Below are 24,807 nucleotides of genomic sequence, written 5' to 3'. Positions count from 1 at the left end.
GCGAGGATGTTTCAAGATCGGTACGCGACGGATTACTCTCGTCGCCGTAATTGACCAGCCAGAAAGTCGAGAAAGGAACACCGGATGCTTTATTTTCAGGAAATGTTAGGCATAGCCGTGTTTTCCATAACTGGTGTGCTGGCTATCAAAAAAGCCGATGTCGATTTATTCGGTGCTGTGGTGCTTGGCATTATCACTGCCATTGGCGGTGGCACTCTTAGAGATCTGCTACTGGACCTGCCGATCTTTTGGATTGCAGACTTCAATTACATTTGGGCGGCCTTGTTTGCTGCCCTGCTGGCGTTTTTTCTGACTCAAAGATTACAACAACGCTATCGGCTGTTGCTCTATCTCGATGGTTTGGCGGCAGCTCTGTTCGGATTGGCTGCAACGGAGAAAGTGATTGCATTGAACCTTCCCGCGCCGTTGGCCGTGATGATGGGCGTGCTGACCAGCATTGGAGGCGGAATAGCGCGCGATGTCCTGGCCGGTAGAGTCTCGTTGTTGATGTCGCGTGATATCTACGCTACGCCGATCTTGCTGGGATGCACCCTGTATGTGGTGTTGCGCAACATGTTCCCATCGATCTGGATCGCCGGGTGCTTTGCCCTGGTTTTTACCGTCGGCCTGAGATTTTTTGCCATTTACAAACATCTTCAAATGCCAGCGTTTTTTTCTACCAAACAGGGATGAGACATTCCAAGCACCGAGCCAGAGAAGCCTTTATCGATAATCTTGCGCACAGCGCATTCAGTTCCCGCTCAAAGATCGCTCTTGGCTCTCCTCGACGATAGGTGCGATCGCTCACTTGATGTTCAAGGGTTTACTCACGCCCTGCACGCCACTCGCGTAGCCTTAAGTCAGCCTTCGCACCAATGCTCAGAAACGGCTGAGGCGGCAGATTTTTCGGTGAGTCATAACTGGAAAAAATTTCAACCAACTGCGACTTCATCCCCAGGGCCGCTTCTGCGGCAGCTATACCGGCGGCTGTCGACTTCGAAGCCCCCAGGCCATTGCAAGCGCAAGCGGCAAACAGACCTTGCTCTATCTCCCCGAAAATCGGCACGCTGTTCCAGGTTAATGCCATAGGGCCACCCCAGCGATACTGCATTTTCACTCCGACAAGGTCAGGGAAGCGATCTGCGAACTTACTGTCATGCACCCGACCTGCGCTTCGTACATGACCCTCGTTGATTTCCAATCCCGCGTGATATGAATAACGTGAGCGAATCAAGATGCGGTCACCGTCAGAGCCACTTACACGACGTACTGTAGTTCCCATAGGTAATGCCGGTGTCGCCGCCCAGTCGCGTCTTCCGCTGAGGCGATTTGAATCGAAAGGCTCGGTCATGGACGCATAGGTGAAGACATGCAACATCTGTCCGCGAAACAAGCCAAAGCTCTGAGCGTGGCCATTGTTGGCCAAGATGACTCGCTTGGCCGTGACCGAACCTTTGGCGGTTTTCAACAACCAATGACCAGACTGCTTCTCGAAGGATTGTACTGGGGAGTTCTCGTACAACGTCGCTGAGCTTCGAAGACCATCCGCAACAGCTCTAATGTACGCTGCAGGTTGCACCATCACTGTTCCAGGCATGTAAAGCCCGGAGGTGTAAATACGGCTGCCAGTGACTTCATAAATACCCTTGGCATCAAGGATCTGATGCGACTCACCCAAACCCATAAGCTGGCGAGCATAGCTAACGATGTGGGCATCGCCTTTCTGGCTGATTGCCACGCTGTAGCGACCGCAGGGATCGATGATTTCACGCCCCCACCCATACTCTTCCGCCATGTCTGTGGCCAAACTAATCGCCGTGCGGTAGAGCGTGATATCCCGCCGAGCACGTTCTGTTGACGTGCCACCGAAATCCTGCGAGCTGACTTCATGAGGTAAATCGATGATGAATCCTGAATTACGTCCGGTGGCACCTTCTCCGATAACACCTGCTTCCAGAACAGCGACTCGCAGTGTTGGATCGAGCTGCGATAACCGTCGTGCAGCAGACAATCCAGCGAAGCCGGCACCAATGATTGCAACGTCAGCGGTCACGGCCCCATCAAGCGACGAGGTAGGAGTTCGCGGAGGAAGCATCTCAACCCAAGCGGAACGACTGCTGTTTTTTGGAAACTTAGTGGCTACGTACATGATTACTACTCCCAAATCGTCAGGCGAGGTCGGACTCGAGAGTGATCAGTGGTTCAAGCAGAGCCTTGAGTGCGTCGATTTTGTCAGCGGACAAACGCGCCAATGGACGACGAGGATTTCCAGCTCCGTAACCAGTGATCTCGGAACCTGCATAGACTGATTGGACGTAGTCGCCCTGCCAGATCAGCGACATGACTGGCTCAAGCGAACGCCAGATCTCCCGAGCACGAACCCAATCCTGCTCCAGGGCGGCATTTACCACCGCAACGCAAGAGCGAGGCGCCATGTTTGCGCCCCCCCAAATCAGGCCAGCAGCGCCGGCAAAGAGAGCGTATGGCACCAGCGGGTCGGCGCCATTCATCGTCGGCAGGCCTGTACGGATCAGCGACGCCTGCGCAGCAAGATCGCCGCTGCTGTCTTTGACCGATACAAAATTCGGGATTTCGCTCAATTGACGGAACAGGGACGGCGTGACTTCTACGCCGACAGCCTGAGGCACGTTGTAGCCGATGATTGGCAGACCGGCTTCAGACACAGTGGAATAGAAGTCAATGATGCCCTGGTCATCGGTTGGGCCTTCGAAAAACGGCGGCAGTACCATGACTCCATCTGCCCCGCATTCGGCCGCATGACGGGTGCGTTCCACTACTTCGTCCGCAAGCAGGGCAGAGGTTTGCACGATCACTCGTGCACGACCATTGATGATTTTTGAACCGAAAGCCACAAGTTGCCTGGACTCTTCCTTGCTGAGGTAAACGTGCATGCCCGTGCCGGAACTCAGGACAAACCCATGCACACCAGCGGAGAGGTAGCGTTCAATCAAACTTTCAAAACGCGGATAATCAATTTTGCCCTGTGCATCAAATGGCGTTGTAATAGCCAGATTGATGCCGGAAAAAGCGAATACGGACATTGATTCAAACCTCCTCTTGTTCTTTGCTGGAAAAAAATCAGCCGGATAGTTCTCAGCCGGATGTAACTCGTGAGCATGAAGCGGTTTTCCGCAGTCAACAAACCAAATCGCCTGTTATAAATTCCGCCCATTACTTACCAAAAAGATGAGTGTTTACTGTCATTGCTTAATTGAATGCGAGCGTCTGCTTGGCGCTCGTGAGCGCTATATGAAGAATAGATTTATCCTCTCAACTCCAAGACTACTAACGACACCAACAGATAAAGAATAATGACAAGCGGGATGGAGACACAGCGATTTTTACGCTGTGTATTTGATGACCTGACATCATGGATCTGAGTCGTCAGGATCCTGCAGCAATCCGCTACCGAACTGCTCTTCCAGCCAGTCGCGCAGCTTGCAGCAGCTGGGATCACGGGTTTTGTCCTCATTGAAATTCAAATAATGAAGGGTTTCTCTATGCACCAGTTTTTCTTTGACTGGTCGCACCAGGAGCCCTTTTTCGACCAAGGGAGCGACAAGGTAATGCCATCCTAAGGCAACCCCTTGGTGGGCCAATGCGAGCTGGATGAGAACGTTGTAGTCGTTAGCATTGAAGAAATGTGGAGCTTGACTGGGTCGAGCATTGAGATCGATATCGTGATGAGCAAACCAAACGCTCCAATCCACATGCTCAGCCACCTGTGAGCGGCCAAAGGGGCTGAGGTTCAGCAGTGCGCCGTCTCGAAGATCTTGAATGGATTGCAGCTCTGGATGCTGCTCCAGATACTGAGGCGTGCAGACCGGATAGATGACGTCACATACCAGTGGCTGGCTGTGATAACCGTCGTGGCTTTTCATCATTTTGCAAATGATGATATCCGGATGAACACCGGTCTCCATTGATAGAAAATTTTGGGTGACGACCAGATTCAGGTCTATCTCTGGATGAGATTCCAGGAAAGAAGGTAATCGCGGGCCAAGCCAAAAATGGGTGAACGCAGGCGAGCAGCACAGGGTTACCACATGCTTGGAGCTGGTATTACTGCGCATTCGCTCAGCCGCTTGAGCAATGCTGGTAAATGAAAGCTGCACCACGTCATAGAAATTAGAACCAGCATCCGTGAGTTTGACCGCCCGGCCTGCCCGGTCGAAAAGCTCCGTTCCGAGATGAGCCTCTAGCTCACGTATCTGACGGCTGATAGCACCTTGAGTAACGCAGAGAGCTTCAGCAGCGCGTGTGAAGTTTTGATACCTGGCGGCCGCTACGAACGCTTTGACGGCACGTAGAGATGGCATCTTGATCAGGGTTTGATCAGGTTCATTGGGCTTAACCATTACTGTAGATCATCACTAGCCCCTATAAAAAATCGGTTCTACCGGCCATAGGCCGCGCCTTAGACTGATGATCTGACGCTATAAACCGGCCGGTTGCGAAACACGCTACCTCATGTAGCGCTTATATGTCAGGTACGTTCGAGAGGTAAAGGGTCATGCCATCCAACCGCAACCTGTCAGAACAAGAACTCTTGATGCATGGAGTGATTTTGCGGGAGGCACTTCTGCGAATTCTTACCCGTCATTCCGATCTTTGCCGAGTCGATGGCGGCGATACTGAAGTCTGTGTTCGCTCTCTGGGCGATGCCCGCTTGAACATCGGCCTGCCTCCCTTTAAAGGCAGCTCCCTGCCCTCTTCCTTGAAACCCACGGTCTCAAAGGCGCTGTTTAGTGCTCCCAGAATTCAGCGGGACTTCAAGATTCTGCTATCAGCTCTCGAGGCATTACTACCCAATAGCCGCTGGATAAAGCGATCCGCAGCTGAAAGGGATGACGCTGCTTTCGAAGAAAAACATCGGCATGCATTGATTTTCGGAAAAGGCGCTCTGTTCGAATGTTCAACGATGACAGTGGGACTGGCAGTGATGGAGTCCAACCTTTGCTATCCGTTCCATAAGCATCCCCCTGCAGAGTTCTACGTCGTTTTATCAGAAGGTGACTGGTACCGGGAAGATGTCGGATGGTGGAATCCGGGAGCTGGCGGTGTGGTGTTCAACCCAACAGCAGCTGTCCATTCAATGAGATCAACTGACAAGCCGCTGCTCGCACTTTGGGGACTCATAGAGGAATCGTCACAGTTCACACTTGAGCTTTAAAGCTTAGCGGGATTGAGTTGAATCTCCCCACGAATGTCATCGACAGAAATAACGCCCAGAGACAATGGAAATTGGAGTTCACCACTTGCCAGTGCAGTCGGTTCTCTTTGAACCATGTCGTGGGGCTCCACCTGTCTTCACCACAGATGAAATCACCGTATTTAAGAATGCTGGAGGTGCCCACTTAGATCTTTTCACAGCAAAACTACTGGCGACACGAATGAGCGTTCAATAATCGACGAATAGAATGTTAATCACCATCAGGGGGACGCATGTCACATTCCCTACCCGCAAAGATGCATGCAGTGTTACTCAATGGACTCGGTGGACTAGAGCAACTCGAATACCGGACAGATGTCCCCGTTCCCCAGCCGGGTGACGGTGAAGTGCTCATTCAAGTACGAGCCTCTGCTGTCAACAATACGGATATCAACACACGGATTGGTTGGTACTCCAAATCGATCAGCAGCGCTACCGGCTCCGGTGGCGCAGACGGTTTCGACAGCGTGAACGGCGATGACGCCTCCTGGTCGGGCGCCGCGTTGAAATTCCCACGCATTCAAGGTGCCGATTGTTGTGGTTACATCGTTGCCGTTGGACGAGGCGTTGCAACTTCACGCATCGGCGAACGCGTGATCGTAAGTAATCTCCTACGTACCTATGTCGACTATAGGCCTTATGAGTGTTGGACATTTGGCAGTGAATGTGACGGCGGTTTTGCACAGTTTGCCGTTGCACCCTCTCAAGAGACGCTCAAGGTTGAATGCGACTGGACCGATGCGGAGCTCGCGTCATTACCTTGTTCATATTCAACTGCAGAAAACATGTTGCACAGATTAAAACTGGGTGTCGAGGTCGTGTTAATCACCGGCGCTTCGGGAGGCGTGGGATCTGCCGCCGTGCAGCTCGCCAAGCGACGGGGAGCGACCGTAATTGCGCAATGTTCCGCTGCCAAAGCTTCCGAGGTGATGGCCTTGGGTGCCGATCGCATTATTGATCGCAAAGCCGATCTGGTCTCGATACTCGGCGAAAACTCTGTGGACGTGGTGGTCGACGTTGTGGGCGGTGACGATTGGCCGAATCTTTTACGCGTACTTCGTCTAGGAGGCCGGTATGCCATTGCAGGTGCGATTGCGGGCCCAATAGCAGAGATTGATCTTCGTACACTCTATCTAAAAGACCTCACTCTTTATGGCTGCACTTTTCAAGAGGCCGAGGTGTTCACCAATCTCATCTCATATGTAGAGTCGGGAGACATACGTCCCGTCGTAGCTAAAACGTATCCGCTAAATGAAATTCATCAAGCACAAGAAGACTTCTTGAGCAAGGCGCACATAGGCAAGTTGGTTTTAATCATTCCAGAGGTAAATCAATGAAAATTGCCAGTGTTCATATTTATACCCATGAATTACCGGTCCTTGATGGGCCGTATACCATGGCCAACCAGGTCGTCTATTCATTGACGACCACGCTGGTCAAACTCGTAGCGGATAACGGACTGTTTGGGTGGGGAGAGACATGCCCTGTTGGCCCGACCTTCTCCGAGTCACATTCGGGCGGTGCGGCGGCGGCTCTGACTGAAATGGCCAAGGGACTCGTAGGCACTGAAGTGCTACCTGTTCCTCTGCACCGACGCATGGATGGATTACTCAAAGGTCACAACTACGCCAAAGCAGCGATCGATATCGCCTTGCATGACCTGTTAGGAAAACATCTGGGTCTCAGCGTTTCGGATCTACTAGGCGGTGCTTTGACAGATCGCGTCCCCTCCTACTCTGTTGTTGGTATCAGTGATCCCGACGAATCAGTCCGTCTTGCTGTCGATAAGCGCAACCAAGGTTATCCCCGCCTCCAGATGAAGGTAGGTGGCAGGCCAATCGAGGAAGATATCGCGGCCGTTCAAAAGGTGTGGGAAGCAGTAGGCAGTTCGCGTATCAAGCTCGCCGTAGATGCCAATCGAGGCCTGAATACACGCGATGCCTTGAGACTCTGCCGCGAATGCGCAAATGTCCCTTTCATCCTCGAGCAGCCTTGCAACACCATCGAAGACTTCCAAAAAATCCGCTCGCAGATTAGCCATGCGATGTACATGGACGAGAGCTGTACCAGCATAAATACTGCGATCACTGTAGCGGGAACCGGTCTAGTCGATGGTTTCGGAATGAAGGTCACAGCGCTGGGTGGCTTGCATCCAATGCGGGCATTCCGTGACATTTGTGCAGCACGGAACTTGCCCCACACCTGTGATGATGCATGGGGCGGAGATCTCATTGCGGCCGCCTGCACCCACATCGGCGCGACCGTCGCCCCTGAACTGCTGGAAGGCGTCTGGATCGCAGCCCCCATGATCGAGGGTAACTACGACCAGAAAAATGGAATACGGGTGGAAGGTGGCCATATCAAACGCCCACAAGGAGTCGGCTTGGGCGTTGTGCCTGAAGAGGGCATTTTTGGCGAACCGGTAGCGTCCTTCTAAATCAAAATCCTGGCGACGCTTGGCGGCAGCGCCAAGCGTGTAGCGTACGAGCATTTGTGACCCATCGCGCCTACCAAGCTCCAGCTCCTAAAAATAACAGCGGAAGAAGTCATGAATATCAAACAGAAGCTGACTTGGGCATTTGCGACCATCGCCTGCCTCCCAGCTATCTTAGTGGCGGTAATTGTCGTGCTAAATCTGCGTGACGCGGCACAAGCCAACTTCCTGGATAGCAGCGGCCGAGAAATTCGCCAGATCGACAATGGGATGACACAGTTCTTCGATAGCATCAGCCAGAGCGTTGAATACATCGCCAAGGATCCTCGGATCGTTACGGCTTCAGGACTGAAAAATTACTCGAGTGCCGAAGCCGCACAAATCCCCTTCCCCGAAATCAATCAACAGCTGTTGGGGATCTTCGAGAGATTTGCCAAAAGCCATCCGGCAACCGCCTATCTTTCGCTAGGCCTCAACGACGGAGGTTATGCTACCTGGCCTGACGATCCTAAGATGGCGAAGTACGACCCGCGCGTGCGGCCCTGGTACAAGGCGGCCATGGCCGCTCCGGGCTCCACCGTACGCACAGAAGCCTATTACTGGGCGCCGGACGATGTGTCGTTGATCGGCACCGTACGTACTATCGCCGACACCCGTGGTACTCCAGTAGGAGTAGTTGGCCTGGATGTATCGCTCAAGCAACTGACCGAGCTAGTGAAAAACATCAAGCTAGGCAAAAGCGGCTATCTAATACTGGTCGAGGCCAATGGCAACGTCCTGGTGGATCCCAGTAACTCAAAACATAACTTCAAACCGCTGGCTGATCTTGGCTCCAACTATGCTGAGCTGGCCAAGCACGCGGATGGCGTGAGTCAGGTCGAGATTGACGGTGTGCCCTACATGGCTAACGTAGTCAGCTCCCTGGGCTTGGGCTGGCGATTTATCGGTTTGATCAAACGAGACGAAGTTATGGCTGAGGCCTCCAGTCTAACTTGGCTGATCGTTGCCATCGCAGCGACGCTTGCCGTCATCTTCGCAATCGTCGGGGCGAGCTTCGCTGGGCTGATCGTGCGACCGATTCGCAGTGTCGCGAGTGGTCTGGAAAGCATTGCTGAAGGGGAAGGCGATCTGACTCGAAATCTGGAAGTTCACGGCCGAGATGAAACCGCCACGCTGGCCCGTTGGTTCAATCAGTTTCTTGGGGCTATTCGGCAGTTGGTTCAAAGCATCAGTTCGGCTTCTGGTGACTTGCAAAAAGCATCGGATAAAACCACTGAGGTTGCCCGTGACATGAATAATGCAGCTGGTCGCCAACGAGAAGCGGTGGAATTGGTGTCGACAGCATTCAATGAAATGGTCGCCACAGCCAATGAGGTCGCGCGCTCATGCAGTGCAGCAGCCTCTTCGGCAAACGCAGGTCGTAGCCAAGTAAACAATGGCCAACTGCGCATTGACGAGGCAACTGGCAGCGTTGGCCAGCTTAGCGAGAACCTGCTGCTATCGACACACGCTATGGAGTTACTGGAGAAAGACAGTAAAAACATCAACACGATTTTGGACACCATTCGTTCAATAGCCGATCAAACCAATTTGCTTGCCCTCAATGCGGCCATCGAAGCGGCACGTGCCGGTGAACAAGGGCGAGGTTTTGCAGTAGTGGCTGACGAAGTACGTGCTCTGGCAAAGCGCACCGCTGATTCGACCGGTGAAATCGATGACCTGTTGGGTGGCTTAGCTAGACGTACCCACGAGGTAACTACCCAGATGCAAAATAGCTTGGCCATGTCGAAGACCAGCGTCGAACGCATTCATCAGGCGCGCGAAAGTTTCGAGCACATTCGCAGTTCCGTTGAAGACATCCGTGAACAGACCACCCAGATTGCTACTGCGGCAGAAGAACAACACCAAGTGGCTGAAGATATAAATCGGCATATCATTCAGATCCATTCCGATGCACAACTGGTCGAAGATCTCGCGCAAGCCGCTCGCAGTGACTCAGGCACCTTGGCGCAATTGTCTGGCGAGTTGAACGGCTTGGTGGGGCGCTTTAGAACCTAAGCCTCGTAGGCTTTACCGCGACATCTTCATGTCGGCTTATTAACCCCGTCCATCCAAGGAGCACCATGGCGACATCCCAGGACAAAGGAACCACGTCAATCGCACTGGTGCATGAAGCCCTCCACAGCGCCAGGCAACGAGACATCGATGTGGCATTTGCATTAGAGAAAGCCGATATCGATCCTCAACTGCTGGACGCCCCGCGAGCACGGGTTTCTGCCAGTTCATTCGCTCGTCTGTGGGTCGAGTTGGCGGACCTGCTGGATGACGAATTCTTCGGTATCGACAGTCATCCAATGCGACGTGGCAGCTTCAAACTGATGTGCCATGCCCTCCTTGACTGCGACACGTTGGGCCAGGCTCTACAGCGAATGCTTTCGTTCCTGCGGCTGGTACTCGATGACCTCCATGGTGAATTGCACACCAAGGAAGATCACGCCTTGATCATCCTGCAGGATCACGGGAGCTTGCGACGTCTGTTCGCTTATGGCACCTGGTTTATCCTGGTCCATGGCTTGGCGTGCTGGCTGGTCAACCAACGTATTCCATTGCTGGCGCTCAGTTTCCGCGCCCCAAGACCTGCTGATGAAAGCGACTACCGAATGCGTTTTTGTGAAGCGATTCAATACGACGCGCGAATGACCCAGGTCACCTTCGACAAAAAGTTCCTGGACATGAAAATTGCACAGACGCCCGCCAGTCTCAGCGCGTTTCTGAAAGAGTCCCCCGCCAGCCTTTTGGTCAAATACCGCAACGACGACAGTATCAGTGCGCAGATAAGACGACGCTTGCGAGGGTTGAGCCCGGACAAGTGGCCAGAAAGGGACGAGCTGGCGCAGGTGCTCTGCATGTCCAACTCTACCCTGCAGCGCCGGCTGCAAGCAGAAGGAACTCATTATCAAAACCTCAAGGATAATTTACGTCGCGACATGGCCATCGACTTGCTCTCGCGTGGCGACCTGACGGTGACCGAAGTCGCGGTACAAACCGGTTTTCAGGAAACCAGCGCCTTCCACCGCGCATTCAAAAAGTGGACGGGGGTCAACCCTGGCGCCTATCGGCGCAACCATTCCGACGACTAGTGTCGCTTTACTGAAACGACGCACTGCCCTCCTTCCCCGCTCCATAGACGCCTGCCAGGAACTGCTTTCCTGGCAACCGCGCGCGCTCTTCAAACATGCCCAACCAGCTCACACAAGTTGGCGCGCCCAGGCATGGGCTGCCCAACATCGCCTACCTAGAATGGCCAGGAAACCGCGGCTATCTCGATGTATGCAGGCAAGTGCACTTCACCAACAAAAATAAAATCGAAGGAGACACGATATGCAACCAGTGAACGTCTATACGCTCGCAGGCGAATCAAAGTTCAACAGCTTCCATCGGCTGATTCTTTTCTGGTGCGTGCTGATATTGGTCATCGACGGCTACGATCTTGCCGTTGTGGGTGCTGCATTGCCCGCCATCATGCAGGACATGGGAATTGACCCGACCAGCGCAGGCATCATGGCCGGCTCGGCGCTGTTGGGAACGATGCTTGGCGCGATCTTTCTGGGGACGCTGGCCGACCGTATCGGTCGACCCAAAATGATCGCCATCTGCGTTGCGTTGTTCAGTCTGTTCACGGCGGCTGCGGGGCTCACTAGCGACCCGATCAGCTTCAGCGTCGCCCGTTTCATCGCCGGGCTGGGGATCGGTGGCGTCCTGCCGATCGTGACCGCGCAAATGGGCGAGTTCTCGCCGGCGAAGCTTCGTACCCGGCTGGTGACCTTAGTGTTTGCGGGCTACTCCGTGGGCGGCATTCTGGTCGCACTCACCGGAAAGCAACTGATCGAAAGTCACGGTTGGCAGTCGGTCTTTTACGTCGCCGGCCTTCCCGTGCTGTTGATCCCGTTGATTTTGAAGACCATGCCGGAGTCCATGGCTTTCCTGCTCAAGCAGGGTCGCCAGCAGGAATTGCGCACCCTCATCAAAAGGATCAGTCCCTCTTATCCATTGGACAGCCAGACGGTGCTTGCGGGTAATCCTGCCGAGAGCGAAGCCTCGCTCAACACCCCGATCAAAGGCCTGTTCAGCGAAGGCCGAGGCTTCAGTACGGTGATGATCTGGGCAGCGTTCATGACCGGACTGTTCATGGTCTACGCACTCAATTCGTGGTTGACCAAACTGATGGCAATGTCAGGCCATAGCCTGGGCTCGGCGCTCAATTTCGTCATCGTTTTCAACGTAGGTGCGATTGTCGGTGCGCTCGGAGGCGGATGGCTGAGCGACAAGTTCAACATCAAATATGTGCTGGTTTCATTCTACGTCGTGGGCGCGGTGGCGCTGACCGTGATGGGCTTTACACGCTCGACGGAGTTGTTGTTTGTGGTCGTGTTCATTGTCGGCGCCTCCACCCTCGGCACTCAATTAATTGCCTACGCCTATGCGGGCGATTTCTATCCGACTTCCATCCGTTCCACCGGCGTGGGCTTCGCTTCCGGTGTCGGTCGCATCGGCGCAATCATTGCGCCAGTGCTTATCGGCTGGCTCGTCTCGCTGGCTTTGCCACTCGAGCAGAACTTCATGGTGATCGCACTCGCAGGCCTGATTGGCGCCTTGGCGGTCACGTTTGTAAACCAGGCACGGGCGGACTCCACACAGGTCAGCAAAGCGCCAGCGTTGTCTCGCTGACCGACCGTCTGTAGTCCAGATCTCGTTGTCGTCTGACTCCAATCAGTTGAAGGATGTGTCCCTTGAATCGCTTGTCACTACCGCCGCTGTCAGCGCAAGAATTAAAGCGCACCGTCGACTGGGCAATCGCCTCACGCCGCAGTGTCAGAGCCTTCCTGCCGACGGCCGTGTCGCGTGAAGAAATCGAAGCGATTCTGGACATCGCGCGCTTCAGTGCCTCGGGGGTCAACATGCAACCGTGGCGCGTTCACGTCGTCACCGGCGACGTGAAGGAACGTCTGTCGGTGGCGATCGAAGCCATCGACAACGATCCGCAGCTCAGTAGCGATACGCAAGATCCCTACGAGTACTACCCGCGTGAATGGGTCACACCCTACGTCGATCGCAGGCGCAAAGTAGGTTGGGATCTCTACGGGCTGCTGGGGATCGCCAAGGGTGACAAGCAACGCATGCACCAACAGCACGGACGCAACTACCGGTTCTTCGATGCACCGGTTGGCCTGCTGTTTACGCTGGACAAAGTGCTTGAGCAGGGCAGCCTCCTGGATTACGGCATGTTCCTGCAAAGCGTGATGGTGGCGGCTCGCGGTCGAGGCTTGCACACGTGCCCACAAGCCGCCTTTCTCAAATATCACAAAGTCATTTCAGAGGTTCTGGGCATTCCGGCCGGGCAAATGCTGGTGTGCGGCATGAGCCTTGGCTACGCCGATCCCGCGTCCATTGAAAACACGCTGGTCACGGCCCGTGAGCCGGTCAGCGCTTTCGCCGTTTTTCATAATAATAAGGAGACCTGTCCATGATTACTGGTGCCTACACTCACGGACTCGATCAGAGTCCGGCGAACCATGTCCCGCTGACACCCCTCGGCTTTTTGGATAGAGCCGCACTGGTTCACCCCGAACGCGTCGCCATTGTCCATGGCGAGCTGCAGAGGACTTGGGCGCAAACCCGCGAGCGCTGCTACCGGCTTGCATCGGCGCTGGTGGGCAGAGGGATCCTTCCAGGCGATACGGTCTCCATCCTCTCGCCCAACACGCCGGCGATGGTCGAAGCGCATTTCGGGATTCCGTTATCGGGCGCCATCCTCAACACGATTAACCATCGCCTGGACGCCGAAGGCATTGCGTTTATTTTGCGTCACAGCGAATGCAAGTTGCTGCTGGTCGATTGTGAGTACATGGCCGTTGCCTGCGCGGCCCTTGAGCGACTCGAATGCCGCCCGGCAGTGATCAACATTCGCGATCACCTGGCCGCCGTGTGCGTCGACTCGCAGATGCCCGACTACGAAACACTGCTCGCCGAGGGCGACGAGAATTTCGAAGGGCTTTGGCCGAATACCGAGTGGCAAGCTATCGCCCTCAATTACACCTCGGGCACCACGGGAGACCCGAAAGGCGTGGTAGTCAGCCACCGTGGCACCTACTTGATGAGCCTGTTACAGATGACCAATTGGTCGCTCCCGCAAGCGCCTCGATACCTGTGGACGTTACCCATGTTCCACGCCAACGGCTGGTGCTTCACATGGGCGATCACGGCAGCGGCCGGCACCCATGTGTGCCTGCGCAAGGTATCGGCAGAAACGGTGCTCGACGCGATTGCCAAACACCAGGTTGATCATTTCTGCGCGGCCCCCACGGTGATGGCCATGATCGCCAATGCATCCGATTCCCCCGCGCTGCCCCACCCGGTTCGCGTATTGACGGCAGGTTCCCCGCCACCTGCAACCGTGCTGGACGCGGTGGTATCGATGGGTTTTCAGGTTGACCATGTGTATGGCATTACTGAAGTGGCGGGCACGCCGATCAGCTGCGTGTGGCAGGACGGATGGGATGAGCTCCCCGATCGAGACAAAGCGAAAATGCGTGTTCGACAAGGCGCACGTGCTGCAGCGTTTGAAGGCTTGATGGTCGCGGACCCGCAAACGCTACAACCCGTCCCCCATGATGGCCAGACCACCGGCGAACTGCTGCTGCGAGGCAATACCGTGATGATGGGCTACCTGAAAAACCAGACCGCCACGCAAAAGGCATTCGAGGGCGGCTGGTTTCATACCGGTGACGTCGCAGTGGTTCATGCAGACGGTTACATGCAGATCACCGACCGTTGCAAGGACGTCATCATTTCGGGTGGCGAAAATATATCCTCCGTCGAAATTGAAGACATCCTCCATAGCCATGCAGCGGTACTTCATGCCGCCGTGGTCGCGCAGCCGGACGATAAATGGGGCGAAGTGCCCTGCGCTTTTATCGAACTGAAAAGCGAAGCCCTCTCCCCTACAGAAGCGGAACTCATCGCGTATTGCCAGGCACGCCTGGCCCGCTACAAGTGCCCAAGCCGGGTGATCTTCATGGAGCTTCCAAAAACGGCCACCGGAAAAATCCAGAAGTTCATTCTTCGCCAACAGGCCGGCAGTCAGGAAGCGATCGTACGACTGGCTTCAAGTGGCTGACACCTGCGTGATCTCGCTCGAATCACGCTGATCCTGCACAACTGACACCCACACATTCATCAACGTGCGGAGCGCAGCCGCGTCGCTCTCTCAGGGAGAGGTGCGCGCTGCCGACACCAAAAACAACAACAAATGGTGCATTAGACATGTCAAAAAAACGCATGACATCGTTCTCGACAATCGTGTTCACTTGCGCGATCCCCAACGCCTTTGCAGACTTCATCGGCGACACGCAGACAAGCCTTGAATTACGTAACTTCTATTACAACCGTGATTTTCGCAACGAAGGCGCCAGCCAATCCAAACGCGATGAATGGGCCCAAGGTTTCATCTTGAACGTGCAGTCGGGCTTCACCCAGGGCACGCTGGGCTTTGGCGTCGATGCGCTCGGCCTGCTCGGGGTCAAACTGGACTCCAGTCCCGACCGGACCGGTTCCGGCCTGCTGGCCTTTGATTCGCAGCGCAATGTGAATGACGAGTACAGCAAGTTCATTCCAACCGCCAAGGCTCGCCTGGGACGCAGCGAACTACGCATCGGTGGTCTCAATCCCGTGCTGCCCCTGTTATCCAGCAACAACAGCCGCCTGCTCCCACAGGTGTTCCGCGGTGGAATGCTGATCTCTAAAGACCTCGAACCTTTGACCTTCAGTGCTTTACGCATTAACGCCGTGAAGCAGCGTAACTCTACGGACTTTGAATCCCTGACCACGTTCGGATACAAGCCGGTACAGGCCGATCACTACACCTATTTGGCCTTTGACTACAAAGTGATGCCGCAACTTTCGCTCAGCTACCATGTGGCCGAACTGGAAGACCTCTACCGCTCGAATTTTTTCGGCTTGAAGTACGAACGAGCGCTGGGAACCGGATCGGTGATCTCTGACATTCGCTACTTTGCTGCCAGCGAAACCGGGGATGAAAGCCTGGGTGAAGTGGACAACCGCACGCTCAGTACGATGTTCTCCTACCGTCAGAGCGGCCATACGTTTGGCGTCGGCTTTCAGAAAGCCTGGGGCGAAACGTCGTTCGCCATGGTGAATGGCGCTGATACCTATCTGTTCGGCGAGTCGTTGGTCAGTACCTTTACAGCACCGGACGAGCGCGTCTGGATCGCACGTTACGATTTTGATTTCGCAGCCGCCGGTTTACCCGGCCTGACCCTGGGCCTGAAGTATGTAAAAGGCGACGAAGTAGACCCTGCACGTTTGGGAACATCCCTGGCTGCCAACCTTCGATCTCAAGGGCAGGATGGCAAAGAGTGGGAGCGCGTCACCGACATTACTTACACCGTACAAAGTGGCCCGCTCAAGAACGTATCGGCACAGTGGCGCAACTCCACGAATCGTTCCACCTACGCCGACAGCGCCAACGAAAATCGTCTGATCTTTCGATACACCTTCAAGTTCTGAGAGACCTCTTAATTGGCAATAAATGCAGCTATCGCCAGAAAAAAAATGCATTGGGCGGGTGACCAGACCTTCCCAATGCAAAACGACCTGATTAGATGTTCCTCGAATCGATTAACCCAGCGTGTTCAGGCACACCACCTTGGGTTGGGTCATTTCCTCATAGGCGAAGCGCACCCCTTCCCGGCCCAGGCTGCCGTATTTGGAGCCACCAAACGGCATCGCATCGAAGCGGTAGTCGGAGGAGTCGTTGATCATCACACCCCCGGCTTCGATTCTTCGTGCGGCGCTCATGGCCGTTGCCAGATCATTGGTGAAGATCCCCGCATGCAGGCTGTATTCGGGCTCGTTGGCCAATGCGATGGCCTCATCGAAGGTTTCGAAAAGCTGCAAAACCACCACCGGCGCGAAGACTTCGGTGCGCCACAGCCGACTGCAATGATCGACGTTTTCCAATACCGTAGCGGCGTAGCACGAGCCTTGGCGCCGATGGCCGCAGAGCAATGTGGCGCCCTCTTGCAACGCGTCGTTCACCACTTGCTCGGCATTCTGCGCAGCTTGCGGGGTAATCATCGGGCCGATATCAGTGTCGGCACGCATAGGGTCGCCGTTCACAAGCGCCTTGGCCTGGCTGACAAAACGCTCACGGAACGCTTCATAAATCGACGCCTGAATCAGCAAACGCTGAGTGCCTATGCAGTTCTGCCCCGCTGCCCAGAAGGCCCCTGACAAGCAACTCTCGACGGCGGCCTCAAGGTCGCAGTCGCCCATGACGATCACCGGCGCATTGCCGCCCAAGTCCATGGCGAGCTTCTTCAGGCCGGCCGTGCGTGCAATCTGCTCCCCGGTGACGAAGCCGCCAGTAAAGGAAATCATCCGCACCTCACGTGAGGCCACTAAGGCCTTGCCCAGTTCCGCGCCCCCGGTGGCGACCGTGACCACCGATTCGGGTAGCCCTGCCATGACCAGATACGACACCAGCTTGATGGCCGACAACGGCGCCAGCTCAGACGGTTTGAGAATCACCGCGTTGCCGCCGGCAATGGCGGGACCGAGCTTGTGCGCCACCAGATTCAACGGATCGTTGTACGGGGTGATCGCAACGATCAGGCCCAAGGGTTCGCGGGAAAACCAGCCTTGGCGCGACTCGGAGCCCTCATAGGCGTCGAAAGGCACCACTTCCCCGGCATTACGCTTGGCCTCTTCGGCAGAAAGCTTGAGGGTGTTGACGCAGCGTTTGACTTCTTTTTCAGCCTGCTTGAAGGTCTTGCCGGCTTCGGCGACGATCAGCCGGGCAAACGCTTGGGCATCACGCTCGATGTTCAATGCAGCTTGTTCGAGAATGCGTGCCCGACGATGACGCGGTAACCCGGCACACACTCGCGCACCGCTGCGCCCGGTCTCCAGCAACTGCGGCACTTGCGACGCACAGACATCTGCGACGGTCCCGATGACGGTGCCGTCAAAGGGGTTAAAGACTTCGATTTGTGGCTCCACAACAGCCAGGGCCAGACGCGATAGGTTCACAGGCATTCTCCTAGTTGTGTGCAACAGACTGATGGATGCTGATGATGTCAGACAGCAGCGCAAACGCTGTTTCCATGCGCCCTGCCCCCGGCCCCGAAACCGTCACCGCGCCGAGCAGATGGGTGGTAAACGACACGGCATTGGTGGCGCCGGAAATACCGGCCAGCGGATGATCGTGTTTCAACAGACGCGGTTCGACACTGGCGCTGATCGAACCATCGGCATGCCGCGTGGCCGCGCCAATAAGCTTCCAGCGAGCCCCGTCCTGCCGGGCTTTTTCGATGTCGCCAAGGTCGAGTGAGGAAATACCGCTGCACCTGACATCGCTGACGTTCAGCTTGGCATCCAGCAGTTCATTGGCCAGGATCACCACTTTGAGGCGCACGTCATGCCCCTCGACATCCGCCGTCGGATCGGCTTCGGCGTACCCCAACTCCTGAGCTTTACTGACCGCTTCGGCAAACCCCAATCCACCTTCCATACAGGTAAGAACGAAGTTGGACGTGCCGTTGAGAATCCCCTCGAAACCGACAATCGAACTGCCTGCCAGCGACTGCTTGGCTACGCGAATAACCGGCGTGCCACTCATCACCGAACCTTCGTATTCAAAGGCGACGTTATTGCGTCGGGCCAGTGCTTTCAGCTCGGCGCCGTGCAAGGCAATGGGTCCCTTGTTAGTGGTGACTACATGTTTGCCGCGTTCCAGCGCCCAACGGCAGAACGAGGTGGCCGGCTCGCCGTCCACCGGATTGGTGAAGGTGGCCTCGACAATGATGTCTGCACCGCAATCCTTGATCACCGCTTCGTTCAGGGCCTCAGCTGCGCCACCCGGCAACTGCGCCAATGCACCTTTGACTGCCGGCAGCTTGGCCAGCAACGCGGCGTCCAGCCCTTCGCGGCCAATCACCGAGCCGAGAAACAGGTCGGTCACGCCAACGATTTTCAGGGTAAAACCCAGTTCGGTTTTCCAGTTTTCGTTACGTTCGGCAATCATCTGAGCCAATGCCCGGTTCACACCGCCGAAGCCGACCAGCGCCAGTTTGTATTCAGTCATTTTTTTATGCCCTTGATCCGGGTGATGGGTTGTTGGGCTCTAGGTTAGGGACGCGACCAGGGCAGTGAAATAGGCCAATTTGCTCTATTTTGTGGGCGTTTTGACCAGCACCCGGGCAAAACGCCAGGCATAAAAAAAGCCAACACAGGTTGGCTTTTTTTAGAACGACAAAGGGGTTAAACGACGGACGACAGCACGAATGAGGTCACGGTGTTTTCCACCCCGGGCAACGCGGAGATTTCATTCCAGACCTTATGCACCCGCTCCGGACTGGCAGCGCCGACCCGCAACATCAGATCGAACTCGCCACTCATCACATCGCACTGAATGACTTCCGGTATTGCCCGCAGGGCCTGCAGCACTTCCGCGCCGCGCATGCGGTCATAGCGGTAGACGAAAATCACCGCATTGATATTCGAAGAAGCTTGTCGCCCCTCCCCCGTGCGTATCGTATAACCCTGTATCGCCCCGTCGCGCTCAAGCCGTTCAATGCGCTGGCGCACGGCATTGCGCGACAGGTTGACCTTCGCAGCCAGCTCGGCGTGGGCAGCCCGGGCATTGAGCCGCAGTTCCGCGATGATGTGTTCATCGAGAGGGTCCAGAATTCGCTTCACTTGGCCTCCTGTTGCTGCGCCTTCACAGCGCGCCGAGCAGTTGATGGATGGTGTCGAGGTCGTCCGGTTGAATCCGGCAAAGCTGCGCCGGCCCTTGCTCCGCGACCGGACCGTGTTGCGCCGGCGTGCTGATCCCCAGCTCGCCGAGCAGCACCGCCGATTTGGCCGGCGAGATTTCCCCCAGGGTAACCATCGGCGCCACCAGGCTTCGGCGATACAACCTGGCCGCGAGGACACCGGTGGCGGTATGCGGGTCGATGACGTAACCGGTGTCGCGATACAGCGAGGTGATTTCCTTCAGTGTCTCCTCATCACTGACCGCGTAAGAGTCGATGATCATCCGTGCCTGCAACCAGAACTCGTTGGCGATGGTCATCTCGCCGCTGGATTCGAACGTTGCCATCAGCGCGCTCACGGCCTGATCGTCATGCCCGTAGAGTTCCCAGAGAAAACGTTCCAGGTTAGAAAAGATCGACAGGTCCATGGCCGGCGACAAGGTCTTGTTGGCTCGCAACCTGGAGTAGTGGTTCTTCAGAAACAACTGATGCAACGCGTCATTCTGGTTGGTCGCAACGATTATCTGAGTGATCGGCAAGCCCATTTTCTGCGCGATGTAACCGGCATAGACCTCGGCAAAACTCGCGGCTGGCACGCTGAAACCAATCGGACGCTGACCGCCCCCCAGTTGCAGCACGGCGTGGAAATAAAACACCAGTTGCGCCAACACACTGACCCAGTTGCTGGAGTTGAAACTGATCGCCTCGTGCTGCGTGTACGGCCACTGAAGGAAAAGCCGGGTGACGATGGCCTGGCACTCGTCGAAGCTGCCATTCACTGCGAACTGATGAACCTTGGGATGCGCCACCGCTTGCAGATGCTGGAGTTGGTCTTGCGGTACACCTGCCTCCGGGTAAAACACCACCACGTCCGTTTCGTCGCAGTGCTTGAATGCCTCGATGGCGGCGAGTCCGGTATCGCCGTTGGTGGCACCGAGCACCACCGCGCGACGCCCGCGTTTGCGCAGAAAGTATTGCACCAGCCGTGCCTGCAACTGGGCGGCAAAATCCTTCGAGGAGCGGGTCGGTCCATGGAACAGCTCCAATACCCATTCGTTGCGATCCACCTGATGCAAAGGTGCCAGGGATCGATGGCTGAATTGGCTGCCAGCCTCCTTGAGCATGCATCTGAGGTCTGCCTCGGGGATTGCCTCGCCAACAAACGGACTCATCACTCGATAGGCCAGTTCGTCATAGGGCAACGTCGACCAGTTGGCGATGTCCTGCGGTTCGAACAGTGGCAGTTCGAGCGGCACGAACAACCCACCGTCCTCGGCAATCCCAGACAACACGACCCTTTCGAAATCGACCTGAACGGCCGAATTTCGGGTACTTACATAGCGCATGGTTGGCTCCGGCCATTCATTTGAAACGATGTGCCTGCTCGACCAGCCAGGTGGAAAACATGACCGCGTCAGGGTGCTGGTCGGCCCCGGAACCGCGTACGAGGTAAAACGACTCGCTGGCTTCGATGCGCTGGTCGAAAGGCTCGACCAGTCGTCCGTCCTGAAGCATCTCTTCAACCATCGAGGACCGGGCCAGGGCAATCCCCTGTCCCAACTCGGCCATGCGCAAGGTGGAAATCAGTGTGTCGAACTGCATGCCGGTCGACGAATCGACGGTGTCCGCACCGACCATGTTCAACCAGTAACCCCAACCCTCTTCGTAACCCAGGACATGCAACAACGGATGGTTCGCCACGTCCGCCGGCACCGTCAGCGGCGAGCTCGCCATCAGGGCTGGCGAGCAGACCGGAAACAAGGTGTCCCAAGTCAGGCGCTGCGACACCAGGCCGGGCCATTGACCATGGCCCCAGCGAATTTCCATGTCGTCCTCACCATCCAGTTCTTTAACCCAGATGTTGCTGATGTAGCGGATGTCGACCTGTGGATGGGCCTGGCGAAAATCCACCAGCTTGGGTGCCAGCCAGTGCACGAAAAACGCCAGGCTGCCGCGCACCTTGATCGGCCGGCGTTTGTGCTGGCCAAAAATCTCGTTGGTCCCCACCGACAGTCGAGTGATTGCATCCTGCACGACCGGCAGATAGGCCTGACCTTCCTCGGTCAGCCCCAGGCCACGGGGCAAACGCTTGAACAGCGCCACCCCCAGATGGCTTTCCAATTGGCGGATCTGCTGGCTTACCGCACCCTGGGTCAAAAACAGTTCTTCAGCAGCGTGAGTGAAGTTCAGGCAACGGGCGGACACCTCGAATGCCCGCAACCAGTTCAATGGGGGTAACGTCTTTTGCTTCATGGTCTGAACCTCAATGACGCCCCCTCCACCGAGCACGCTTGCCCACCCCGTCGACAGTGCCTAGAACGCATCGGACGGTTGTGCCAAGGGGGTAACCGACAAGCGTCGCTCGCGGCTTTTGCGGGTAATGTAATACACGAAATAGCACCAGGCGATGAATGGCAAACCGAAGTACAGAGCCACCCGCTGTTCAGGGTCGAAAGCAATCCCGACACACGCCAGGCTGCAGCAGACCAGCGCTCCCAACGGCACCCACGGATAACCCCGGACGCGGAACTTAAGGTCGCGGACATCGCCGCCATTGGCCACATAGTGACGGCGGAAAGCAATCTGGCTCGCGGCGATGCTCATCCACACCACCACCACTGCCAAACCGGAGATCGACACCAGTGCCAGATAGATGGTGTCGGCGGCAAACACGCTGCTGAGCAACGAGGCAGCACCACCGGCCATGCTGACGATAATGGCGTTGAGTGGTGTGCCCATGCGGGTCAGGGCCGAGAACTGTTTGGGCAGGTGACCTTGGTCACTCAGGGTCCAGAGCATCCGTGAAGCAGCGTACAAACCGGAGTTGGCGGCCGACAACAGGGCACTGATGATCACGAAGTTCATGATGTCTGCGGAGTACGGAATCCCGATGTAGGTGAACACGGTGACGAATGGACTCTCTACGAGCCCGGCCTGTTCACGGGGTAACAAGGTCGCCAGGACGAAAATGGTCCCCACGAAAAAGATTGCCAGACGTAGCACGGTAGTGCGAATGGCACGCGGCACATTGCGCTGGGGGTCCTTGGTTTCACCCGCGGCGATGCCGATCAGTTCAGTGCCGGAGAACGCAAAGGAGACCGCCAGTAACGTCATGGCAATCGGCATGAAACCGGTAGGGAAAAGCCCCTCGCGAGTGAAGTTGCTCAGCCCGATACTGTGAGCCTGATCGATATGCAGCAGGCCGAGAATCGCGCCACCACCGATTAGCAGAAACACCACCACGGTCACCACTTTGACCAGTGACAACCAGAATTCGGTCTCAGCGAACAAGCGCACCGATATCACGTTGGTCAGAAACACCAAGCCTGCGAACAGCGCACTCCAAATCCATACCGGTGTATCGGGATACCAACGCGCCATCAGAATCCCGGCGGCGGTGAATTCAGAGCCGATTGCCACAGTCCAGGTCAGCCAATACAGCCACGCCACGGTATAGCCGGTGCCGGGTCCGAGAAAACGCGTGGCATAAGTGCTGAACGAACCGGTTTCCGGCATCTGTACCGCCAATTCGCCCAAGCACATCATGACCATGTAAACCATGAGTGCGCCGATGATGTAAGCGATAACCGCACCTAACGGACCGGCCTGGTTCACGGTGTACCCGGACGTGAGAAACAGCCCGGTACCAATGACACCACCCAATGCCAACATGACAATATGGCGCGTCTGCATTTCCTGTTTAAAACCGGTACGTGTGTTGAGTTGTTCTTCTTTTATGGACATGGTTGTTCTCATGAAAGTTGTTAGGGCGCGCATTAACGTCTGCGATGAGTTACGGGGCAGAGTAAAAACAGGTCGCCACTAGTTTTATTATTATTCCACTTCATGAACGCCTCACTAACGGCCTTGTCGTGAGGTACTAACGTTAAAACTTCAGCTTGCTGCCTCGATGCACGTTTTGTTGTTTGAGTGCTGTGTGTTTGCCTGTGCCAGCTCATCGCGTGAACACCTGACAAAAGCGAACGCCTGCTTCAAATCGTCGAGCAGATCGTCAGTGTCTTCAATGCCGACCGATATCCGCACCAGTCCTTCGGAGATACCCAGAGCCAGTCGTTCCTCCATCGTGTTCTCGACATGGCTGGTGGTCCGGGCCGGGCCGTAAATGGTTTCCACTGCACCGAGATTGCCCGCGCAGTGGGCGAATCGCAGACGTGGCAAGAGCACCTTGACCGTGTCCATCCCACCGACCAGAACAAAACTGACGATGGCGCCGAAGCCGGACATTTGCGTGCACGCCACAGCGTGGTTCGGATGACCGGGCAAGCCGGGATAATTGACCGACTCCACCAACGGTTCGGTGCAGAGGAACTCCGCCAGGACACGGGCACTGCGTTGCTGTTGACGCATGCGCAGCACCAGCGTTTTCATGCCCCGGATGATCATGTAGGCCGAGAACGGGTCGAGCGTCGCACCGTTGATTTCCCGGTAATGACGAACCTTGGCCATCAAGGATTCGTTACCGCATACCAGACCGCCGAGCACATCGCCATGGCCACTGAGGAACTTGGTCGCGCTGTGGATGACCACGTCCACACCTAACGCCAGGGGGTTTTGATTCAACGGCGTGGCAAAGGTGTTGTCCGCCACCACCACGGCACCGACGCGCTTGGCTGCAGCTACCAGACGCTGGATATCGAGTATTTTCAGGGTCGGGTTGGTCGGCGTTTCCAGGTACACCAACTGGCAGCCTTTGGCGATTTCACGCTCGATTTCCTCGTGATCGAACGTCTCGCACAAGGTCACCTCCACACCTGTACGCGGCAGGAATTCTTCGAAAATCTTGTTGGTGCCACCGTAGCTGTCCTTGGTTGACACCACACGATCGCCATTGGCCAGGAAGGTGAAAAGCACACTGCTGATCGCCGCCATGCCGCTGCTGAAGGCCACGGCGGACTCGGCCATTTCCAACTCACGAATTTTTGCTTCGAGGATCTCGACCGTCGGGTTGCTCATGCGGCTGTAGATAAAGCCCGGCGTCTTGCCCAACGCAACGTCGTACCAGACGTCGATGTCGTCGTAACCGTAAGCGGCACTGACCACGATCGGTGTTTGAGTGGCGTTGTAGGGGTGCCTGACTTGCTCCCCGCCCCAGACCGCTCGGGTCCCCGCTCCGGCGTTATCAAGCCCTGCGTTGTCAGGTTTATTGTTCATTAAGACTACTCGCACTGAGGGTGGTGAGTGTTGAGTCATTCACCAGATCTGGCGGCCAATATATTGAAAAGCGGTGCGCCCGAGAAACGATGTTATCGGTGCCAAAGGGCTGCTTTTTTTAATGGCTGTGTGTA

20 protein-coding genes and 1 pseudogene are annotated in these 24,807 nt (G+C 55.9%); 11 read left to right on the top strand and 10 right to left on the bottom strand.

Annotated elements, in window-relative coordinates; all coding sequences use genetic code 11:
• Positions 1-84 precede the first annotated feature (84 nt).
• A complete protein-coding gene (locus ASC74_RS12330; protein WP_056741616.1) occupies positions 85-693 on the top strand; it encodes a trimeric intracellular cation channel family protein in 609 nt (202 codons plus the stop codon).
• A 130-nt stretch (positions 694-823) separates the two neighbouring features.
• Here the strand turns inward: ASC74_RS12330 and ASC74_RS12325 are convergent, their stop codons facing one another.
• From ASC74_RS12325 to ASC74_RS12315, 3 genes are all read right to left on the bottom strand, one after another.
• Complete coding sequence (locus ASC74_RS12325) at positions 824-2,149, bottom strand: NAD(P)/FAD-dependent oxidoreductase (RefSeq protein WP_056741615.1); 1,326 nt, start codon at positions 2,147-2,149, stop codon at positions 824-826.
• A 19-nt stretch (positions 2,150-2,168) separates the two neighbouring features.
• Positions 2,169-3,062 (bottom strand): dihydrodipicolinate synthase family protein, encoded by an 894-nt coding sequence (locus ASC74_RS12320; protein ID WP_056741614.1) that lies wholly within the window; start codon positions 3,060-3,062, stop codon positions 2,169-2,171.
• 327 nt (positions 3,063-3,389) lie between these two features.
• Entirely contained in the window at positions 3,390-4,379 is a 990-nt protein-coding gene (locus ASC74_RS12315) for a LysR family transcriptional regulator (protein ID WP_056741613.1), read from the bottom strand.
• A gap of 155 nt (positions 4,380-4,534) precedes the next feature.
• Between ASC74_RS12315 and ASC74_RS12310 the strand changes: the two genes are divergently transcribed.
• From ASC74_RS12310 to ASC74_RS12270, 10 genes and pseudogenes are all read left to right on the top strand, one after another.
• Positions 4,535-5,194 (top strand): dimethylsulfonioproprionate lyase family protein, encoded by a 660-nt coding sequence (locus ASC74_RS12310; RefSeq protein WP_082555810.1) that lies wholly within the window; start codon positions 4,535-4,537, stop codon positions 5,192-5,194.
• A gap of 272 nt (positions 5,195-5,466) precedes the next feature.
• The gene (locus ASC74_RS12305; protein ID WP_236713276.1) at positions 5,467-6,570 is read left to right on the top strand and encodes an alcohol dehydrogenase family protein; all 1,104 of its coding nucleotides are present in this window, start codon (positions 5,467-5,469) and stop codon (positions 6,568-6,570) included.
• Positions 6,567-7,670, top strand: coding sequence for a mandelate racemase/muconate lactonizing enzyme family protein (locus ASC74_RS12300; RefSeq protein ID WP_056741611.1), 1,104 nt, complete (start codon positions 6,567-6,569; stop codon positions 7,668-7,670). The genes ASC74_RS12305 and ASC74_RS12300 overlap by 4 nt, the downstream gene beginning before the upstream one ends.
• Before the next feature lie 111 nt (positions 7,671-7,781).
• Positions 7,782-8,870, top strand: a pseudogene (locus ASC74_RS32665) (cache domain-containing protein); the annotation flags it as partial.
• An 87-nt stretch (positions 8,871-8,957) separates the two neighbouring features.
• On the top strand, positions 8,958-9,725 hold the full coding sequence (locus tag ASC74_RS32660) for a methyl-accepting chemotaxis protein (protein ID WP_442965777.1): 768 nt from the start codon (positions 8,958-8,960) through the stop codon (positions 9,723-9,725).
• Positions 9,726-9,790: 65 nt separating this feature from the next.
• On the top strand, positions 9,791-10,807 hold the full coding sequence (locus tag ASC74_RS12290; RefSeq protein WP_056741609.1) for an AraC family transcriptional regulator: 1,017 nt from the start codon (positions 9,791-9,793) through the stop codon (positions 10,805-10,807).
• A gap of 241 nt (positions 10,808-11,048) precedes the next feature.
• The gene (locus ASC74_RS12285) at positions 11,049-12,395 is read left to right on the top strand and encodes an MFS transporter (protein ID WP_056741608.1); all 1,347 of its coding nucleotides are present in this window, start codon (positions 11,049-11,051) and stop codon (positions 12,393-12,395) included.
• A 62-nt stretch (positions 12,396-12,457) separates the two neighbouring features.
• A complete protein-coding gene (locus tag ASC74_RS12280; protein WP_056741607.1) occupies positions 12,458-13,195 on the top strand; it encodes a nitroreductase in 738 nt (245 codons plus the stop codon).
• Complete coding sequence (locus ASC74_RS12275) at positions 13,192-14,844, top strand: AMP-binding protein (RefSeq protein WP_056741606.1); 1,653 nt, start codon at positions 13,192-13,194, stop codon at positions 14,842-14,844. The genes ASC74_RS12280 and ASC74_RS12275 overlap by 4 nt, the downstream gene beginning before the upstream one ends.
• Positions 14,845-14,990: 146 nt before the next feature.
• Entirely contained in the window at positions 14,991-16,253 is a 1,263-nt protein-coding gene (locus tag ASC74_RS12270) for an OprD family porin (protein ID WP_056741605.1), read from the top strand.
• Between the two features lie 111 nt (positions 16,254-16,364).
• Here the strand turns inward: ASC74_RS12270 and ASC74_RS12265 are convergent, their stop codons facing one another.
• The 7 genes from ASC74_RS12265 to ASC74_RS12235 form a co-directional block, all read right to left on the bottom strand.
• Positions 16,365-17,777, bottom strand: a complete 1,413-nt coding sequence (locus ASC74_RS12265) for an aldehyde dehydrogenase family protein (RefSeq protein WP_056741604.1) — start codon at positions 17,775-17,777, stop codon at positions 16,365-16,367.
• 10 nt (positions 17,778-17,787) lie between these two features.
• Positions 17,788-18,831: a homoserine dehydrogenase gene (locus ASC74_RS12260; RefSeq protein ID WP_056741603.1), complete on the bottom strand. Its 1,044-nt coding sequence runs from the start codon at positions 18,829-18,831 to the stop codon at positions 17,788-17,790.
• 176 nt (positions 18,832-19,007) lie between these two features.
• Positions 19,008-19,445 carry an Lrp/AsnC family transcriptional regulator gene (locus tag ASC74_RS12255; RefSeq protein ID WP_056741602.1) on the bottom strand — a complete coding sequence of 146 codons (438 nt, stop codon included), beginning with the start codon at positions 19,443-19,445 and terminating at the stop codon, positions 19,008-19,010.
• A 22-nt stretch (positions 19,446-19,467) separates the two neighbouring features.
• Positions 19,468-20,847, bottom strand: coding sequence for a threonine synthase (thrC, locus tag ASC74_RS12250; RefSeq protein ID WP_056741601.1), 1,380 nt, complete (start codon positions 20,845-20,847; stop codon positions 19,468-19,470).
• Between the two features lie 16 nt (positions 20,848-20,863).
• Entirely contained in the window at positions 20,864-21,754 is an 891-nt protein-coding gene (locus ASC74_RS12245) for a LysR substrate-binding domain-containing protein (RefSeq protein WP_056741600.1), read from the bottom strand.
• 60 nt (positions 21,755-21,814) lie between these two features.
• Positions 21,815-23,245 carry an amino acid permease gene (locus ASC74_RS12240; protein ID WP_056741599.1) on the bottom strand — a complete coding sequence of 477 codons (1,431 nt, stop codon included), beginning with the start codon at positions 23,243-23,245 and terminating at the stop codon, positions 21,815-21,817.
• Between the two features lie 150 nt (positions 23,246-23,395).
• Positions 23,396-24,673 (bottom strand): cystathionine gamma-synthase family protein, encoded by a 1,278-nt coding sequence (locus tag ASC74_RS12235; RefSeq protein WP_056741598.1) that lies wholly within the window; start codon positions 24,671-24,673, stop codon positions 23,396-23,398.
• Positions 24,674-24,807 lie beyond the last annotated feature (134 nt).

The sequence above is a fragment of the Pseudomonas sp. Root329 genome (assembly GCF_001424925.1).
GTDB lineage: Bacteria > Pseudomonadota > Gammaproteobacteria > Pseudomonadales > Pseudomonadaceae > Aquipseudomonas > Aquipseudomonas arabinosi.
This window is presented reverse-complemented; position numbering and strand designations above follow the sequence as displayed.